This window comes from Acidaminococcus fermentans DSM 20731 (genome assembly GCF_000025305.1).
In the GTDB taxonomy this organism is placed as follows: domain Bacteria; phylum Bacillota; class Negativicutes; order Acidaminococcales; family Acidaminococcaceae; genus Acidaminococcus; species Acidaminococcus fermentans.
Genome location: NC_013740.1, coordinates 1,305,261 through 1,323,633 on the forward strand (window position 1 = coordinate 1,305,261; position 18,373 = coordinate 1,323,633).

General features: G+C 56.2%; 17 protein-coding genes and 1 riboswitch. Of the genes, 5 read left to right on the forward strand and 12 right to left on the reverse strand.

Annotated elements, in window-relative coordinates; translation table 11 throughout:
- The first annotated feature begins 16 nt into the window (after positions 1 to 16).
- From ACFER_RS06015 to ACFER_RS06025, 3 genes are all read left to right on the forward strand, one after another.
- A complete protein-coding gene (locus ACFER_RS06015; protein WP_012938526.1) occupies positions 17 to 877 on the forward strand; it encodes an MBL fold metallo-hydrolase in 861 nt (286 codons plus the stop codon).
- 298 nt (positions 878 to 1,175) lie between these two features.
- Positions 1,176 to 1,285, forward strand: a riboswitch (SAM riboswitch).
- A 70-nt stretch (positions 1,286 to 1,355) separates the two neighbouring features.
- A complete protein-coding gene (locus ACFER_RS06020) occupies positions 1,356 to 2,393 on the forward strand; it encodes a methionine ABC transporter ATP-binding protein (RefSeq protein WP_012938527.1) in 1,038 nt (345 codons plus the stop codon).
- Positions 2,383 to 3,045: a methionine ABC transporter permease gene (locus ACFER_RS06025; protein WP_012938528.1), complete on the forward strand. Its 663-nt coding sequence runs from the start codon at positions 2,383 to 2,385 to the stop codon at positions 3,043 to 3,045. Before ACFER_RS06020 ends, ACFER_RS06025 begins: the two co-directional genes overlap by 11 nt.
- 84 nt (positions 3,046 to 3,129) lie before the next feature.
- Here ACFER_RS06025 and ACFER_RS06030 read toward each other — a convergent pair whose 3' ends face one another.
- The 10 genes from ACFER_RS06030 to cpaB form a co-directional block, all read right to left on the reverse strand.
- Positions 3,130 to 3,480, reverse strand: a complete 351-nt coding sequence (locus ACFER_RS06030; RefSeq protein ID WP_012938529.1) for a DUF192 domain-containing protein — start codon at positions 3,478 to 3,480, stop codon at positions 3,130 to 3,132.
- Between the two features lie 72 nt (positions 3,481 to 3,552).
- Positions 3,553 to 4,482, reverse strand: a complete 930-nt coding sequence (locus ACFER_RS06035) for a type II secretion system F family protein (RefSeq protein ID WP_012938530.1) — start codon at positions 4,480 to 4,482, stop codon at positions 3,553 to 3,555.
- 2 nt (positions 4,483 to 4,484) lie between these two features.
- Positions 4,485 to 5,885, reverse strand: coding sequence for a TadA family conjugal transfer-associated ATPase (locus tag ACFER_RS06040; protein ID WP_012938531.1), 1,401 nt, complete (start codon positions 5,883 to 5,885; stop codon positions 4,485 to 4,487).
- A gap of 51 nt (positions 5,886 to 5,936) precedes the next feature.
- Positions 5,937 to 6,368 carry a TadE/TadG family type IV pilus assembly protein gene (locus tag ACFER_RS10865; RefSeq protein ID WP_012938532.1) on the reverse strand — a complete coding sequence of 144 codons (432 nt, stop codon included), beginning with the start codon at positions 6,366 to 6,368 and terminating at the stop codon, positions 5,937 to 5,939.
- A 134-nt stretch (positions 6,369 to 6,502) separates the two neighbouring features.
- Positions 6,503 to 6,724 (reverse strand): Flp family type IVb pilin, encoded by a 222-nt coding sequence (locus ACFER_RS06050; protein ID WP_012938533.1) that lies wholly within the window; start codon positions 6,722 to 6,724, stop codon positions 6,503 to 6,505.
- 85 nt (positions 6,725 to 6,809) lie between these two features.
- Positions 6,810 to 7,775: a type II secretion system F family protein gene (locus tag ACFER_RS06055; RefSeq protein WP_012938534.1), complete on the reverse strand. Its 966-nt coding sequence runs from the start codon at positions 7,773 to 7,775 to the stop codon at positions 6,810 to 6,812.
- Positions 7,776 to 7,846: 71 nt separating this feature from the next.
- Positions 7,847 to 8,950 carry a CpaE/TadZ family protein gene (locus tag ACFER_RS06060; RefSeq protein ID WP_012938535.1) on the reverse strand — a complete coding sequence of 368 codons (1,104 nt, stop codon included), beginning with the start codon at positions 8,948 to 8,950 and terminating at the stop codon, positions 7,847 to 7,849.
- A 13-nt stretch (positions 8,951 to 8,963) separates the two neighbouring features.
- The gene (locus ACFER_RS06065; protein ID WP_012938536.1) at positions 8,964 to 9,782 is read right to left on the reverse strand and encodes a CpaE/TadZ family protein; all 819 of its coding nucleotides are present in this window, start codon (positions 9,780 to 9,782) and stop codon (positions 8,964 to 8,966) included.
- A 44-nt stretch (positions 9,783 to 9,826) separates the two neighbouring features.
- Positions 9,827 to 11,599, reverse strand: a complete 1,773-nt coding sequence (locus tag ACFER_RS06070) for a type II and III secretion system protein family protein (RefSeq protein ID WP_012938537.1) — start codon at positions 11,597 to 11,599, stop codon at positions 9,827 to 9,829.
- Positions 11,600 to 11,601: 2 nt separating this feature from the next.
- Positions 11,602 to 12,582, reverse strand: coding sequence for a Flp pilus assembly protein CpaB (gene cpaB, locus ACFER_RS06075; RefSeq protein WP_187287511.1), 981 nt, complete (start codon positions 12,580 to 12,582; stop codon positions 11,602 to 11,604).
- A 255-nt stretch (positions 12,583 to 12,837) separates the two neighbouring features.
- Here cpaB and ACFER_RS06080 point away from each other — a divergent pair, with 255 nt between their 5' ends.
- Positions 12,838 to 14,421, forward strand: a complete 1,584-nt coding sequence (locus ACFER_RS06080) for an NAD(P)/FAD-dependent oxidoreductase (RefSeq protein ID WP_012938539.1) — start codon at positions 12,838 to 12,840, stop codon at positions 14,419 to 14,421.
- Positions 14,411 to 16,096, forward strand: a complete 1,686-nt coding sequence (locus ACFER_RS06085; protein ID WP_012938540.1) for a hypothetical protein — start codon at positions 14,411 to 14,413, stop codon at positions 16,094 to 16,096. Before ACFER_RS06080 ends, ACFER_RS06085 begins: the two co-directional genes overlap by 11 nt.
- Before the next feature lie 127 nt (positions 16,097 to 16,223).
- On the opposite strand, the gene dapA is transcribed toward ACFER_RS06085, so the two are convergent.
- Both dapA and dapG read right to left on the reverse strand, forming a co-directional pair.
- Entirely contained in the window at positions 16,224 to 17,123 is a 900-nt protein-coding gene (gene dapA / locus ACFER_RS06090; protein WP_012938541.1) for a 4-hydroxy-tetrahydrodipicolinate synthase, read from the reverse strand.
- Between the two features lie 12 nt (positions 17,124 to 17,135).
- Positions 17,136 to 18,347, reverse strand: coding sequence for an aspartate kinase (gene dapG, locus ACFER_RS06095; RefSeq protein ID WP_012938542.1), 1,212 nt, complete (start codon positions 18,345 to 18,347; stop codon positions 17,136 to 17,138).
- Between the last annotated feature and the right edge of the window lie 26 nt (positions 18,348 to 18,373).

The window sequence follows — 18,373 nt, forward strand, 5'->3', positions numbered from 1 at the left end:
CAGAGGAGGAAATGAAATGAAGTGGAGAAAAACTTTACTGGCTGCATTCTTGGGAATGACGATGATGACGGGCAGTGCCTTTGCACAGGTTTCTTACCAGCATGTACGCAATGCTACGGGCAAACTGGCGTACAACGATACGGTATTTTTGATAGACCCCATGCTGGCAGAAAAAGGCCGTTATGAAGGCTTTGCTGGTTCTTTTAACAGTGAGGTGCGCAATCCCAAGGTGGACTTGCCCGAATCAAAGGAGGATGTATTAAAGGATGTTGATGCGTTAATTGTCACGCATACCCATCTTGACCATTGGGATGAAGTAGCTCAGCAGTTCATCAACAAAGATATTCCTGTATTTGTGCAGGATGATAAGGACGCTACTGAAATTCGCAAGGAAGGTTTCCGCAATATTCAGGTGCTGGATCGGGATATCGAGTTCCAAGGGGTGCGCCTGACCAGAGTAGAAGGCACGCATGGCACGGAAGAGATGTATGCCAATCCCGCTTACAGCGCACTGCTCGGAGAAAGTATGGGCGTGGTCTTTGCTGCTCCCGGTGAAAAAACTACTTACCTGATGGGCGATACAGTCTGGACGGCCCGGGTTGATAAAACGCTGCAAAATCGTCAGCCCGATATTCTGATTATGAATACTGGTTATGCTAAGTCCATCTGCTACAATGATTCCATTATTATGGGTACAGAAGATGTAGGCAGAGCGGCAACGAGAATGCCAAATGCCAAAATTGTAGCGGTGCATATGGATGCCATTAACCATTGCACCATATCACGCAAGAATATGCGCGACTTTGTCCATAGCAGAAAGATAGACAAACAGGTAGCTGTACCGGATGATGGACAGATAATAAATTTTGATAAATAAGAACGTAACAAAGTGAGCTGTTGCATGTGAAATCGCGTGCAACAGCGTGATAAATGGGGGCTGTTGCACGTAATGTGACGTGCAGCAGTCCTTAAAATCGTTGTACTGGAATTGTTCCTTTTTCGTACAGGTTCCCATTCCGACTTATTCTAAAACATTACATATCGATAAAACAGGCCCGCAATCTCCTCAAGACTGCTCGCTCCTTCCATCCCCCTCTGCACTCTTCTTTCTGCACTTAATGGCCCAATTCCCATTGACAAACTGTACTTTATACGGTATCATTTAATACGCACAGAATTCATCCAGAGTAACGGAGGGACTGGCCCTATGAAGTTACGGCAACCATCAGCGCTTCTATTGGCTGAACGGTGCTAAGTCCATCAGGCACTGCCTGAAAGATGAAGATGAGTGAGCTCAACTGATTCCTCTTCATTTTCATGAAGGGGAATTTTTATTTTTACGGAGGTGAACCCCCTTGATAGAACTGCAGCACATCGACAAAATCTATCATACGTCTTCCGGCGACCTGCACGCCCTGAAAGACATCAATCTGACCATCAACGAAGGTGAGATCTTCGGCATCATCGGCCTTTCCGGGGCCGGCAAAAGCACCCTGGTCCGGTGCATCAACATGCTGGAAAAACCCACCAGCGGCAAGGTGATCGTGGACGGCCAGGAAATGACCGCCCTGGGCGAAGAACAGCTGCGGAAGGCCCGGCAGAACATCGGCATGATCTTCCAGCATTTCAACCTGCTGTCCAGCCGCACGGTTTTCGGCAACATTGCCTTCCCTCTGGAAATCCAGGGGCTGGACAAAGCCGCCATCCAGAAGAAAGTGGAACCCCTGCTGGACCTGGTGGGCCTGAAAGACCGGGCGGACCACTACCCCAGCCAGCTGTCCGGGGGCCAGAAACAGCGGGTGGGCATCGCCCGGGCCCTGGCCAGCGATCCCAAAGTGCTGCTCTGCGATGAAGCCACTTCCGCCCTGGATCCCCAGACCACGGAAAGCATCCTGAACCTGCTCCGGGACATCAACAAACGGCTCCACATCACCATCGTCATGATCACCCACCAGATGAATGTGGTGAAAGAAATCTGCGACCGGGTCGCCGTCATTGAAAACGGGGAAATCATCGAACAGGGGTCCATGGTGGATATTTTCACCAACCCCCAGAAAGCCACCACCCGGGAATTCGTGGCCAGCATCCAGCACAACGACCTGCCTGATTTCGTCAGGAAACTGGACATCCACAAGGATTACAAAGCCGGAGACAAGGCCCTGGTCAGCCTGAGCTTCATCGGGGACAGCGCCGGAGAGCCCATTGTTTCCGTGCTGATCAAAGAATACGATACCAACGTGAACATCCTCACGGCCAACATTGAAACCCTGCAGGATACCCCCTTCGGGACCCTGCTCATTGAAGTGGAAGGGGACGAGGCCCATCTGAAGAAAGCCCTGGATTACCTCCACGAAAGAAAAGTCAAAGACGAGGTGATCGGTTATGTCTCCTAATATGATCCATCTGCTGATTAAGGCCCTGGGAGAGACCCTCTACATGGTGGCCCTCTCTGCGGCCATTGCATCCCTGTTCGGCATCCCCCTGGGGGTGATCCTGACCATTACCGGAAAAGGCCACATCAAGGAAAATGCGGCTCTCCACAAAACCCTGGGCTCCATTGTCAACGCCCTCCGGTCCGTGCCTTTCATTATCCTGATGGTGGCCATCATTCCCCTCACCCGGATCATAGTGGGGTCTTCCATCGGCACCACCGCCGCCATCGTGCCTCTGACCATTTCCTGCACCCCGTTCATTTCCCGGATCATCGAATCCTCCCTGCTGGAAGTGGATCCCGGGGTCATTGAAGCGGCCCAGAGCATGGGGGCCTCCCCTCTCCAGATCATCTGGAAGGTGCTGCTGCCGGAAGCCATGCATTCCATTGTGCTGGGCATCACCCTGGCGGTGATCAGCCTGATCGGTTCCAGCGCCATGGCCGGTGCCCTGGGGGGCGGCGGCCTGGGGGACCTGGCCATCCGCTACGGGTATCAGCGGTTCCAGGCCGACACTATGATTGCCACCGTCATCGTCCTGATTGCCCTGGTCCAGCTGGTCCAGACCATCGGGAACAAGATTTCGGCCAAGTTGAACAAGACGAAGATCAAATAAAAAAAATCCACCCCTCGAGGGTGGATTTTTTTTGCCCGCCCGGGCGGGCCATTTTGACAGCTGACCGTTGACAGGGATTGTTGCTTATGCAACAATCCGCTTCATCCCCACCTTCATCCCCAGCCGGTCCGCTTCTCCGGCTTTCATTTCCAGCACGGAAGTGGCCTTCAGGCAGGCGGAAAGACCCAGCCAGGGGTGGAGGTTTTTGACGATTTTCACGATTTCCATCCGGTCGTTGAAATACACCGCATCGATGGCAAACCCCATGAAGCACATGTGGATGCTGTTGGTGGGGTTCAGCCACAGGCCCGCAGCCGGAGGCAAAGGCTTCCGCAGCATCAGCCCCCGGAACCGTCCCCACCAGGTGTCAGCGATTTCCACAGCAATCCGGATTTCAGCATGGTCCCCAAAGGACCAGGTTTCCTGTTTGGACAATTTATTTTCTCCTTCGGCGTATGACCCCATGACGTACGACGGGGCTGTTGCTCCTGCAACAGCCCCGCTTTCTCATTTCATCCCCTGCATCAGGGAAATCAGCGACGGCAACAGCACCACCACGAAAATGGCGGGGAAAATGCAGAACACCAGGGGGAAGATCATCTTCACCGGTGCCTTCATGGCCTGGGTCCTGGCCCGCTGTCTCCGCAGGTCCCGCATGTTGTCCGCCTGGATCACCAGGGTATCGGACATGGAAGCTCCCAGCCGTTCTGACTGGACCACGGACATGACGAACAGGTACACATCCTGCACATCACACCGCCTGGCCATCAGCTGCATGGACCGGCGGCGGGTCATGCCCATCCGCACATCCCGGAGCATCCGGCGGAATTCATCGATCAGAGGGCCTTCCATCCGTTCCACCACTTTTCGCATGGCCCCGTCCAGCGACAGACCGGCCTGGACGGAAATGGACAGCAGATCCAGCACATCCGGCAGCTGCCGGATAATCTTCGTCTGCCGGTTCCGGATGATATGGTTCAGCACCCCGAAAGGCAGCATGGCTCCGAACAGCAGACATCCCCAGATCAATACAAGGCCCCCGAAGGTGCTCATGGGATGGCCGGTGGTGTACCGGAACCCCTGGAACCCCCAGAAAATCATGGAAACGAACCAGATGCCCACCAGGGTCCGGGGCTTCCAGATCCCCTGCTTCCCGGCCAGGATGATCCGCTGTTCCATCATCTGGGGCAGGGCTGAAGGAGCGAATTTGGAGAAAAAGTCCATGGCCTGGGCCAGCAGCCGGCCAATGGTCCGCTGGTACAGGGGGATCTTCTTCAGGTCATTGGGATTGTCCTCTGCTTCCTGGGGCTTTTCTTCTTCCCGGAAGGTTTCCAGCCGGCGCTTCACTTCTTCGCCCTGGATCTTCTTCAGGGCCAGCACCGACAGGGATAGATAGAAGAACAGCGCCAAGGCAATGGAAAGAGACAGTGCCAGCATGGTCAGTCACCTTCTTCCCAGTCAATCCCCGGCCGGGCCTTCTGCATAAAGGCCGGATATTCCACATTGTGAGATTTGAACTTGCTCAGGAACTGGGGCTGGAGCCCGGTGGGACGGAATTCCCCCAGAGCCTTGCCGCTTTCGTCAAACCCGGTCTGGACATACCGGAACAGGTCCTGGAGGACGATCACATCCCCTTCCATCTTCTGGACTTCCGTAATATAGGTGATTTTCCGGGATCCGTCCTGGATCCGCTCCTGATGGATGATCAGGTCCAGAGCCGAAGAAATCTGGTCCCGGATGGCCCGTACCGGCAGGTCCAGGCCGCTCATGAGCACCATGGTTTCCAGACGGGACAGTACATCCCGGGGGCTGTTGGCGTGGGCGGTGGTCAAAGACCCTTCGTGGCCCGTATTCATGGCCTGGAGCATGTCCAGGGCTTCGCCCCCGCGGACTTCCCCTACGATGATCCGGTCCGGGCGCATCCGCAGGGAGTTCTTCACCAGGTCCCGGATGGTCACGGCCCCTTTGCCTTCAATGTTGGCAGGCCGGGCTTCCAGGGTCACCACATGGGGCTGTTCCAGCCGCAGTTCCGCCGCGTCTTCAATGGTCACGATCCGTTCATCATGAGGGATGAAGGAACTGAGCACGTTCAGGGTGGTGGTTTTACCGGAACCGGTACCGCCGCTGATCATTACATTCAGTTTGGCATTCACGCAGGCCCGGAGGAAAATGGCCATTTCTTCCGACAAAGTGCCAAAGGATATGAGATTCTCCACAGAAAGTGGCGTCCGGGAGAATTTCCGGATGGTCACACAGGGGCCGATCAGGGAAAGAGGCGGGATCACCACGTTCACCCGGCTGCCGTCCTGGAGACGGGCATCCACCAGAGGCGAGGCTTCATCCACATGCCGGCCGATGGGGGTGACGATCTTGTCGATGATGGCCATCAGATGATTGTTGTCGTGGAACTGGGCTCCCGTAAGGTGGAGTTTCCCCATCCGTTCCACATAGATCTTCTTGGGCCCGTTCACCATCACTTCGGTGATGCTGTCGTCCTTCAGGAAGGGTTCGATGGGCCCCAGGCCCAGGATTTCGTCGCAGATGTCCGATACCAGCCGGGCCCGTTCCCCCCGGGGCACCACAAAGGGATTGTGCTCCAGCACCCGCTGGACATAGCCGGAAATCACATTTTCGATTTCCTGGCGGCTGTGGGTGGCAGAATCCAGTACCCGCTGCTGTTCCGCACTCATTTCATCCACAATGGCCCGGTGGACGGTAACCTTCAGGTTCTGGTATTCTTCTTCCCGGGCATCTGCCGCCCGTCCGGCAAATATGGGATTCTCCCGGACCTCGGGCTTGCCTTGTTCAGTTTTCCGTCCCAGCCGTTCCAGCAGTTTCAACGCCGTATCCCCCTTGTTTCCGCCAGGTCCCCGGATCCGGCGGTTCATTTCTTATTTTTGCTGATTTTCGTCGTACATGGTGTAGGTAGCCTTCATGGTCTTCAGGTCGCTGCCCTGGAGCAGCCCTGCCCAGGCCAGGTTGGAAAAGAAAGCCCCCTGGGTTTTGATGGGGGCCTGCACCGTCACCGTCACCGAAGGAGACCCATCCACCGTAGTCTGCTGGATGGTGATGTTGTCCACACTGGTCAGATTGTACAGGTTCCCCACAGTTTTGTATTCGTCGAAGTTCCGGTTCCGCACATTGTCCCAGTTGTCCCCGGGCTCCCGGACCACCGCCTCCCGGGCCACGGACCGGGCCACATTGTTGAAGGTGATGTAATCACTGAAGAACATCCCGAAAGCACACATGGCAAGCAGGATGAGAAAAAAAAGAGGGACCAGAATGGCAAATTCGATGATATCCTGTCCCCTTTGCCGTTTCATGGTGGTTCCCCCTTTCGTTGTTATTTTTCTACTGTTCTTTCGAAAAGGCACCAGCCGGAGCTGACGCCCTTTCGAAAGAACTCCTGCAAGAGCAGGAGTTCTTTGGCTGTAAAACCAATGCGACAATCAATAGATCATTGCCCTTTAGAGTTTTTAGCTGCTGCCTCTGTCATCAGGTTGCCGGCATTGTTAAATACATTGTTGATTTGACCAGCCAGGTTAGTCTGCTGATAAATCAGCCAGCCAATCCCAACGATGATGGCCAGCATCAGGGCATATTCCACCATGTCCTGGCCTTTTTCACCCAGACGGGGTTTAATGTACATATCGTACATCATCTTTGCCATGGTAATCATAGTTTTCACCTCCTTGAGTAAGTTTGTACAATTGCAGTATTTATAAAAAGGGAAAGTCCCTTTTTACCAAAATTCAGGGGACATGTTAAATCTTGATGTCCACGATCCGGCTGATAATCAGGTAGCCAATGATTTCCATCACCACGGCTGCCCCAATGGCCATTTTGCCAATGCTGGTGGTCAGCAGGGGTTTCAGGTATTCCGGAGAAGTAACCGCAAAAAACAGTCCCAGAGCCACAGGAATACAGGTCAGCACCAATCCGGAAAATTTCCCCTGAGCCGTCAGTGTTCCCACTTCCCGGCGGAGCCGGATCCGTTCACTGATGGTTTCCCGGATGGTATCCAGGATGGTGGCCAGATTGCCCCCCACCTGCTGCTGGATCAGCACTGCGGTGATCACCAGGGAAAAATCCTCGTTGCCCACCCGCTGGTCCATTTCCTGGAGGGCATCCTCCATGGTCCGGCCCAGAGAGGTATTCCGCATCACATTGGCGAATTCTGTGGACATGGGAGGCTGCATTTCCCGGGAGATGATCTCCATGGTCTGCAAAAAGGAGAACCCGGCCCGGAGAGAGTTGGATACCAGGGTGAGACAATCCGCCAGCTGCCGTTCAAAGGCTTCCTTCCGGCGGCTGATCCGCCGCTGGAGAAAGATCACGGCCCCGAACAGTGTCAGGATCCCTCCCAGGAGCCCGGTCACCAGGCTCCGGCCGGCCACCGCCGTAACCAGGAACACCAGCACTGCCAGTCCCCCGGCAATGGCCACATATTCCTTCCCCAACAAAGGCAGCCCGGCCTGGATCATCATCAGATCCAGCTTCTTCCGGTTCCAGGGACGCCCCGGTCTCCGGTTCCGTTCCGCAAACAGCTCATGGAACCGGTTCCGGAGGATTTCCCAGAACGGGGTCTTCCGGACAGCTGCCGGCTGGTATCCTGCATACTGCTGGATCCGCTGGGATACTTCCCGCCGCCGCTGGAGGTATACGGAAAGTCCCGCATACAGCCCCAGGAAAAACAGAAAGGCAAAAAGCAGAGAAACCAGACCAATCATGCTTTTCGCTCCTTTCTATCTGTATTATACCATGGATGGACCGCTGTACAACGGTCAAGTTTGCTAAATTTTCACCAGTGTTTAACCTGGTCCGCCATCTGTCCCACGGCTTGGGAGAAGGGATTCTCCGGAGCCTGGTTCAGCAGCAGCCGGCCATTGTCCGCCGCGGCGGATACCGCCAGGTATTCATTGGGCAGCACCTGGAATACCGGGAAGCCCAGGGCCTGGGAATACCGGTCCCGTTCTTCCTCCGTGCAGGGGGATACCCGGGTGAACACCGGCTTCACCCGCCGGTCACAGTCCTCCCAGGCCCGGAAGATCTCCAGGGCCCGTTTCATGTGTTCCACTTCGTAGCCCCCGTTCACCATGGCCATCACCAGGGTCTTGTCCGCCATTTCACAGGCGGTGCAGGCCACATCGGAAAACCCGGAAGATAGATCCACCAGCACATACCGGAAGATGCCCCGGGCCATTTCGATCAGGCTGGTCATCCCTTCCATGGTCACCGTTTCCGCCAGGTCGGGCTTGGCGGCCCCGCACAGCACGGAGAGATTCTCGTTCACCGGCACAAAATAGGATTTCAAAGTCACCGGGGACAGGAAGGAAATATCCCGCACTGCCTCCACAATGGTGCTCTGGGGGGTCAGGTTGAAGAACACCCCCATATCCCCGAACTGGAGATCCCCGTCGATGATGGCCACCGGTTCCCCGGTCTGCTGGGCCAAGGCGGCCCCCAGATTGGCAATCAGGGTGGTCTTCCCGCTTTTCCCCTTGGGGCTGAAAAAGGCCACCACCTGGGAATGCCGGGATGCCGAGGTGTTCTGGAGATTCTTCAGGGTATCCAGCAGTTCCTCTCCGGAAAAGGGCTTCACCATAAAGCCCCCGGCTCCGGACCGGAGCAGCCGGGACTGGGCTTCCGCATCCCACCGGCGGCTCATGCCGATGATCACCGTGTGGGGATAGGCTTTTTTCAAATCCGGCAGCAGGGTGCTGTTCCGGTCCAGGTCGATGTCCAGGAGGATCAGTTCCGGCTTGAAGGCCTGCATCTGGCCCAGGGCATCCCCTGCATTCCGGTACCGGGCACTCAGCTCAAACCCGGGCGTATTCCGGATGACACTGGAAAGCCGTTCCTGCATCACCTGGTTGTCTTCGATCAGTACGGTTCTGTAACCCACGGTTCATGCCTCCTCAGGAAAAGATACGGCTCAGCCAGCTGCCGCCGGAATGGCCGTCTCCGCTGTCCCGGCTGTCGGTTTCCGGATGCACGTAGCCATCCACCATGGAAGCCATCCCCTGGGCCAGGGGCGTATGCCGGCTGCTCAGGATGCAGGGCACCCCGGTGCGGATGGAATCCTGGGCCGTCTGGAAATCGTTGGGCAGCACAAAATCGAAATGCTTCCCCAGAATGGATTCCACATCCTCCACATCGATCCGGGTCTTGGCATTGCTCCGGTTCAGCACGTAGCGGATCTTGCTGTCGTCGTAGCCCAGTTCCTTCAGGGTGTCGGACCCCCGCTTCATGTTCTTGATGGTGGGGATGAAATCCACGATTCCCACAAAGTTGATCAGGGTGGACATATCCATCAGCAGAAGGTTCAACGCGCTGAAGGTGGAGGTGGTGTCCAGGATCACATAATCATATTCCAGCTGGAGCTGGAGCACCAGGGATTTGATGATGTTGTTGTCCATATTGTAGGCTTCTTCCAGCAGTTTGGGATTGGCCAGCACATCGAATCCCGTGTTCCCTTCCTGGTACCGGGTCAGGTATTCCACGGCCACCGTATCTTTGGGATGCTGTTCCATGGATTTCTGGGCGTCCGCAATGGTCCGTTCCGGATTCAGCTTCAGGTAGTAGCACACATCCCCGAACTGGAGATCCAGGTCTGCCAGGCACACCTTCAGCCCCTGCCGGGCCAGTTCCGCTGCAATGTTGATGGCCAGCAGCGTCTTGCCCACGGCATAGGCCGTGCTGAAAACGGTAAATAGGGTCCCTTTCCTGCCTTCCATAGCTTCATGCCTCCTGCTGTTTCTGGTTCATGGTTCATTGATTGTCAGGGGCGGGCCGGGTTCTGCCACTGGTTCCGGTACGCCTGCCGGAGCTTCCGGATCCGTTCCCGGAAGCTGGTGGGCCGCCGGGTTTCCGGCTTTTTCTTTTCCACCAGCAGGGGTTCCTTCCCCATGTTCCGTCCCTTGTTTTCCGCTTCCCGGGCTTCCGGTTCGTCCAGCTGGATCTCTCCGTTGGGTTTTTCCACCCCCACCACTTTCAGTTTCTCTTTCCGCAGCTGATAATCATCTTCGGAGAGAGGCACCAGGACGGTTTCGCCCTTTTCGTCAGTGGTCCGGAGCAGCCGGGAAGGTGGTTCCGGTGCTTTCTTTTCTTCCAGGATCTCCGTATCCGGATGTTCTTCCGGACGGCCGCCCCAGATATCCCGTTCCTGCTTGTCGTTCCCCGGTTTCACCGGCGTATTCACATCCACTTTTTCCGCATTCCGTTCATACCGTTCCGAAGCCTCGTAATTTTCCTTCATCCGCTGGCTCATGGAAACAGGAGAATCGTCCCCTACCAGAAGCGGCGTGATCAGGATCAGCAGTTCCCGGTTGTCCCGGGTGGTGGAGGTATGCCGGAAGAACTGGCCGATAATGGGGATATCCCCCAGCAGCGGAATCTTGGAAACGGACTTGCTGTCCTCGGAATTCAGCAGCCCTCCGATGGCCATGGTCATACCGGAGCGGACATTGATCATGGCTTCCGCTTCCCGGGAGGCAATGGCCGGGATGGAAAAATCGTTTTCCTTCACACTGTGGCCGTAATCCAGGGTGGATACTTCCGCATGGACCTTGGAGGTGATCTTGTTGTCCGCATCCACCACCGGCTCGATGTCCAGTTTCACCCCGTAATCCCGCCAGTCAATGGCAATCTGCCCGTCCCCGGCGGAGGTGGGGATGGGGATCCGGCCCCCGATCAGGATCTTGGCCTTCTGGCCGCTCATGGTGGTAATGGAAGGCCGGGACAGGATCCGGGCCTTGCCGCTGGTTACCAGGGCCTGGAGAGAGGCGTTCAGGTTGGACAGATGGCTGCCGAACCAGCCGAAACTCCCCCGCTGTTTGTAGAAGTTTTCCCCGGCATAGAACAGACCGGGGGTCCCCCGGGTAATGTCCGTGGAATTGCTGTTCCCCGTCGTATTATCCCCCAGAGTCGGAGACCAGTACTGGATCCCCAGGTCCTTTTCCGCTGAGGTGTTGATTTCGATGATCTGGGCCACCAGCCGCACCTGGGTGGGTTCCGTCATGTCCAGCATGTCGATGATGTTGGAATCAGTGGTCCCTCCCTGGGCCGCGGTGCCTTCCTTGCCTCCCGCCTGGGCGGTGGAGGTGGTGCCCCCGCCGCTGCCCAGATACATCTGGGCCACTTTGATGGCGGAATCGTGTTCATACTGGTTCTGGACCCGGCCCCGGAGCAGCACCTTGCCGTTCATCATCTGCACCTGGACCTCCGGATACCCGATGGCTTCCTGGATGGCCTGGGCCGTGCCTGCATCACTGCCGGAGACGAACACATTGTATTCTTCCCGGCCGTTGTCGGACCAGACCAGCAGCGTGGTGGAACCGGGCTTTTTCCCCACCAGCAGGAAATCATTGCCGGAAAGGAGCCGCACATCGGCGATTTCCGGATTCCCCACTGCCAGCCGGGTGATTCCCGAAGCTTCCATATACCGGGACCCGTTCACCGCCACGCTCAGGGTGGTGGCGGCCAGCGCCTGTCCCGTCATTCCCAAAATGGCCGCCGTCACAAGGAGGCCCATCCGTTTACTGTAATTGATCATGATCATTTCCCCCTGGTTGCACTGGTTCCCCGAATGACTTCGATACCCGACAGTCCGCCGGCGTCGCCTCCACCGTCTCCGGAAGGAGCCGCCGGTGCCTGGGGAGCCGGCCGGGGCGTATAGTCACGCTGAACTGCCGGTGCCGGTGCTGGGGTACTGGAGGATGCCGTATTGCCAGGCAGAGGGATCACGTAATAGCCGATGGATTTGTCATCTGTGGAACCATCCGCCGGCCGGAGCATCATCTGGAGCTGGCCGATCCGGGAGGACCCGATCAGTTTGGCTGCATCATAGGGTGTGAGGGCCACGGTCACCACCGAAGGAGTGCCCATGGAACCGGTGCTGCCGGAATTTCCCGCCGGCTGGCTGCCGCTTGTCAGGGTCTTTTTATCGCTGCCGCTGGTCTGGGTGGTACCCTGGGGCCGGTCGGAGCTTTTGTTCACTGCCAGGATCAGCACATCTTTCAGCAGGGTCTTGGAAACGATTCCGTTCCCTTCCTTATCCGTCACCAGCAGGATATCCACTTTGTCCCCGGGTTTGGCAAAACCGGAAACCCCGGTCACATCATTGACCCCGAAGGAAACCGCCCGCATCCCGTCAGGGATCATCCCCACGAAGCCGCCCCCGTGGGAGGTCAGTTTCCGTTCCGTCAGGATATCCCCTGCAAACAGGTCGATGCCGGTTTTCTTCCCCAGGGCCTGTTTCTTGTCCGTCAGAGCCCCGGCCGGTACCAGATTGGCCGGTACTTCCACGGTTTTCAGCATTTCCTCCGTGAGCACGGTCTGGGGTGCGATATCCCGGGCCGCTTCCACCACGGTCACATTCCCGGCCGCCACATTTCCGGGCTTCTGGTCCGGGAACAGGGCAGATAAAATCACGTACAGCAGCAGGAATACAGCCAGTGCCGCGGATCCGCACAGCAGCATCAGTTTCCTGGGCGACATTTTCTCGATGATTTCAGTGAGTTTCTCCAGCTTCTTCACAATGCTCCCCCTTCGTTCCCCGGAAAAAGACGGCAACATCCCCAAACCGTCCTCCTCCTGTTCCTATCCGTCACAAATGGTCACGTGACCGAATTGTGAATATTTTTCTCTATTTTACCACATTTACACCGGTTGTACCACTGTTTGGCTGAGGAATCGTATGAAAAAGGGCCCTCTTCCTTCTTCTTCCACAATCGTATATAATAAAAACAGTTTTGACTGTTATTTAAACCACTGACAAAAGAGGGATCCCACATGACAAAACAGGCCGTAATCATCGGGGCCGGGCCCGCAGGGCTTACGGCTGCCTATGAACTTCTGCGCACCACTTCCATCCATCCTCTCCTTCTGGAGGCTGATACCCAGGTAGGCGGTCTTTCCCGCACCGTCAACTTTTCCGGCAACCGGATGGACATCGGGGGCCACCGGTTCTTTACCAAAAACACTCGGGTCCAGGCCCTTTGGGACCAGCTGATGCCCCATGCCTCCGCCCCGGCCCTGGACGACCGGCTGCTCCACCGCTCCTGCACCCTGGTTCCCCAGGGGGCCGACCCGGAACAGGCCGACCGGGTATTTCTGGACCGGCAGCGGGTATCCCGGATCCTCTACCGGCACAGATTCTTTGATTACCCGGTGTCCCTGAACCGGACCACCATCCGGAACCTGGGCCTGGGCACCATGGCGGAAATCGGCTGTTCCTACCTGGCTTCCTGCCTCCACAAACGACCGGAACACACCCTGGAAGACTTTATGGTGAACCGGTTCGGAGAAAAACTCTACCAGACCTTCTTTGCCGGCTATACGGAAAAAGTCTGGGGCCGCTCTCCCAAAAACCTTTCCGCCGACTGGGGCAGCCAGCGGATCAAAGGCATCTCCATCGGCGCCGTGCTGAAGGACCTTTTCCAGCGGACTTTCCACATCCAGCCCAAATCCGTCCAGACCTCCCTCATTGAACGGTTCGCCTATCCCAAACTGGGCCCCGGCCAGTTCTATGAAACCCTCCGGGACGAAGTGATCCGGCTGGGCGGAGAGATCCGCATGGGAGCCACGGTCACCGGATTCACCAGCGGCCCGGGAAAGACCCTGTCCGCCGTCCAGTACCGGGATCAGCAGGGGAACCTGCACCAGGTGCCCGGGGATATTGTCCTCTCCACCATGCCGGTAAAAGACCTGGCTGCGGGGCTGCCCCAGGACTGGCTTTCCCCCAAAGCCCGGGAAACCGCTGCCACCCTCCCCTATCGGGACTTTATGACGGCCGGGCTCCTGGTGGACCGGCTGGAACTGAAAAATGAAACGGACCATCCCACCCTGAACCATATTGTCCCGGACTGCTGGATCTATGTCCAGGAACCGGAGGTAAAACTGGGGCGGCTGCAGATTTTCAACAACTGGTCCCCTTATCTGGTCCGGGATCCCCTCCACACCCTGTGGATCGGCCTGGAATACTTCTGCCAGGAAGGGGATGCCCTCTGGTCCATGACCGATGAGGATTTTCTGGCTTTTGCGGCCAAGGAACTGGAAACCATCCAGGTGATCCGGCCCGGCGCCGTGCAGGAAGGCCATGTGGTGCGGATGAAAAAAGCCTACCCGGCTTATTATGGCAGCTACCGGGATTTTCCCCGGCTCCGGCAGGAACTGGACACCATCCCCAATCTCTACTGCATGGGCCGGAACGGCCAGCACCGGTACAACAACATGGACCATTCCATGCTCTCCGCCCTCACTGCCGTGGATCTGATCCGCCAGGGCGAAACCAATAAAACTGCTCTGTGGCAGGTGAATACGGAACAGGAGTACCAGGAAACGGAAACACAGGGAGGGCAGAACCATGAAAAATAAGATGGGATCTCTGGTCTATGCTTTTCTGATGATATTGGTTGTAGTGATTTTCACCAACCGGTTTGACAATGATGGCTGGTTCCTGCTGAACAGTGGCCGGTATGTAGAACAATTTGGCATTCCCCATGTGGAGCCCTTTACCATCCATCAGAACTTCCATTTTGTCATGCATCAGTGGCTCTTTGATCTGGGGCTGTGGAAACTGTATAAACTGGGCGGTCTGAAAGCCATGATTGCTTACAACTGGATTATATCAGCTGTCTTTCTTTTTCTATATTCCCGTTTGATAAAATTGAAAGTTGGACAGATTTCGGGAGCTGTTTACTTTTTTCTGCTGCTCTGGCTTCTTCTGATGTCCATGGGGTATTTGTTCCAGCGGCCTCAGACAATGTCCGGTTTAATTTTTCTTCTGGAAATCTACCTGTTGGAAAAGTCCTCCAAACGGGATCGTATGCCCCGGTTCCTTCTCCCGGTTTTCTTTCTGCTTTCTGCTCTTCTGAGTAACCTGCATGGAGCCATGTGGCCCATGTTCACCGTTTTCCTGCTGCCCTATGCCTGTGAAGCTTTGGCAGGGCCCAAACTTCCTTTTGGTCGATGGGAACTGACATGGCAGGCCAGGGACTTCTTTTTGCTATTGGCAGCCGTCCTGGCCGGAGGTTTCTGCAACCCCTATGGAACGGAAGCCATGACCTATGCCTTTCATTCTTACGGATACCATGAAATCAACCAACTGGTTTCTGAAATGCATCCCTTATGCCTCGATTTCGGAACTCCTTTTATGGTCATGATTTTCACATTGTTGTTTATTTGCACGGTCTGTTACGCCCGCCATTCCCTGCCTCTCCGGCAGCAGCTGCTGGCTCTGGGCACCGGGTTCATGGCCCTCCAGGCCACCCGCAGCAGTCTGCTGTTCCTGCTGGCCGGTCTGTTTCCATTGGCGGAAATCCTGGCCAACCACAAATTCCAAAAGACTGCCGGTGCTTCCTATGCCTGGTCCCGGGCCCGCCGGATGGTGGCCCTTATGGTGCTGGCAGCCATTGCAGGATCCGTTGCCCTGTTCCAACAGACCAAAATTCCGGAAGGACGGGGAGCCCTGTTCTTTGGGAGCTTTATCTTATTGGCGCTGATGACCCTTTGGTCTCTTTGGCGATTGTGGAAAACCCATAATCAGGAAGAAACCCTGAAAGAAAATATCCGGATGTTCTTTGCGCTGGTTGTCATGATGCTGATGATTCCCTTTTCCGTGGCCTGGTTCCAACCGCCCCGGGAAGATGTCATTCTCTCTAAAAGTGTGAAAATCATCAAACAGGATGCCGGCAGCAACCCCATCTGCCTGTGGACAGGATACAACGATGGTCCCTATGCGGAATTCCAGGGGATTCCCTGCTACATGGATACCCGGGCGGAAGTATTCAAGCCCAAACTGAATCACCAGAAAGATGTGATGGAGGAATATTGCTCCCTGCTTTTGGGGAAACTGGATTACCGTGATTTTGTCACCCGGTATCCCTTCACCCACTTCCTCACCACTGATCTGGACCCCCTGTACGTGAACCTGAAAAACGATCCCCGGTTCGAGCTGTTGTGGGATTCAGAAGAAGATGATGAAATCCAGGAAAAGGCCACGGAAGTGGAGAAGAAGAAAAAGGTCAGGGTATATAAATGGAGACATTGAGGCAAAACCTCAATGTCTCCATTTTGTCAGCGGCCACTGGGAACGGGTCCCATCTCATCAAAAAAGAACCCGCCCCCAGGGGACAGGTTCTTTCTTCCGGCAGCTGACCGTTGACAGCTGACCGTATTTACTTCAGCAGCCCGCTTTCTTTCCAGGCCCGGGTGACCTTTTCTCTTTCTTCGTCGGTCATGGGACACAGAGGCAGACGGTAGGGCCCCGGGTTGAAGGGGGTCATTTTGGCCACAGCTTCTTTCACCGGGATGGGGTTGCTCACCAGGAACATGCTCCGGGACTGGAGTACCATGGTTCTGTTCAGGTCCCGGGCTTTCTGGACTTCGCCCCGTTCATAGCTCTGCATCAGTTCCTGGATCATTTCCCCGTTCACATTGCTCAGGACGGAAATCAGGCCCACGGCGCCCACACTCATGAAGGGCAGGATCAGGGCGTCATCCCCGCTGTAAATGGAGAAATCTTCCGGTACCAGGCGGTACAGATCTTCCACCTGGCTCACATTGCCGGCGGCTTCCTTGATGGCCACGATGTTCTTGCATTCGTGGGCCAGCCGGGCAATGGTGGCGGGCAGGATGTTGCTGCCGGTCCGTCCGGGTACGTTGTAGATGATGATGGGCAGGCTGGTGTTGTCCGCAATGGTCTTGTAATGGCGGTAGAAGCCTTCCTGGGAGGGCTTGTTGTAGTAGGGACCCACCACCAGGACGCCGTCGGCGCCCACTTTTTCCGCCAGTTTGTTCATTTCCAGTACATCGGCCGTATTGTTGGAGCCGGTACCCACGATCACCTGGCCCTTGCCCTTGGTCCTGGCAATGACTTTGGTGAACAGTTCTTCCTTTTCTGCATAGGTCATGGTGGGGGCTTCACCTGTGGTGCCGCTGACCAGGATGGAATCAGAGCCGTGGTCCAGCAGCCAGGCGGCGAATTCCGCCGTCCCGTCCGCATTCAGGGAACCGTCTTCATGGAAGAAGGTCACCATGGCTGTAATCAGTCGTCCGAAATAGGGTTTCTTGTTCATGCTTACCACCTTTTATTGTTGGAAAGCAGCGTGCAGGGCATTGACTGCTTCTTTTACCTGTTCTTCCCGTACAATGGCGGAAATCAGGTTGTCTGAATCTGTTGTTTGAAGGATTTCGATGCCGGATTTGGCCAGGGCATTGATGAACCGGGCCATGATGCCGGGGACGCCGCCCATGTGGGAGCCCACCACGGTCACTTTGGCGCAGTTTTCCACCTTGGTGTACTGGCAGTTTTCCGCTTTCAGCACTTTTTCCGCATCATCGGCGGCGGCGCTGTACACGGCGAACATCAGGGAATGGGGCTGGAGGCTCATGGTGCCGATGCTGACCCCGTTTTTGGCCAGGGTATCGAACAGATCGGCTCCGTCACTGCTGTCCAGGTTCACGGAGAAGAAAGCAATGTTGTTCTTGCTGGCTACCCCGCAGGCATGTTTTTCTTCCAGGGAATCGGTTTCTTCCATTTCCTTGGGCTGGTCTTCCTTGCTGATCAGGGTACCGGGGGCTTCGGAGAAGGTGCTCTTCACCACCATGGGGACCCCATAGCGCATAACGATTTCCACGGCCCGGGGATGGATGACCTTGGCACCCTGGTGGGCCATCTCACGGATTTCATCATAGGAAATCTGTTTGATGATATGGGCATTCTTGACAATCCGGGGATCGGCGGTCATGACCCCGTCCACATCGGTGTAGATTTCCACTTTGTCCGCATGGACGGCCACACCGAAGGCGGCGGCAGAGGTATCGCTGCCCCCGCGGCCCAGGGTGGTCACGTTCTTGTGGTCCGCCGTCACGCCCTGGAACCCGCAGACCACGGGGATGATCCCCTGTTCCACCAGTTCCAGCAGGTTGTCCGGTTCCACGGTGCGGATCTTGGCATTGCCGTATTCGTCATCGGTGATCATGCCGGCCTGGCCCCCGGTGAGGGCTTTGGCCTTCAGGCCTCTTTCCTGGAGGGTGGCGGCCATTACTGTGGAGGAGATGATTTCCCCACAGGCCATCAGCAGATCCAGTTCGTGAGGAGCCGGGTTGGGGTTCACGCTTTTCAGCATATCGATCATGGTATCCGTGGCAAACGGGTCTCCCCGGCGGCCCATGGCGGATACCACCACAATGGGTGCATAGCCATGGGCAATGGCTTCCTGGACCTTGCCCACCACTTTTTCCCGGGTGGCAGGCGTAGCTACGGACGTTCCTCCGAATTTTTGTACAATGATTTTCATTTTAACCTCAGGCTCCCCTCAAAATC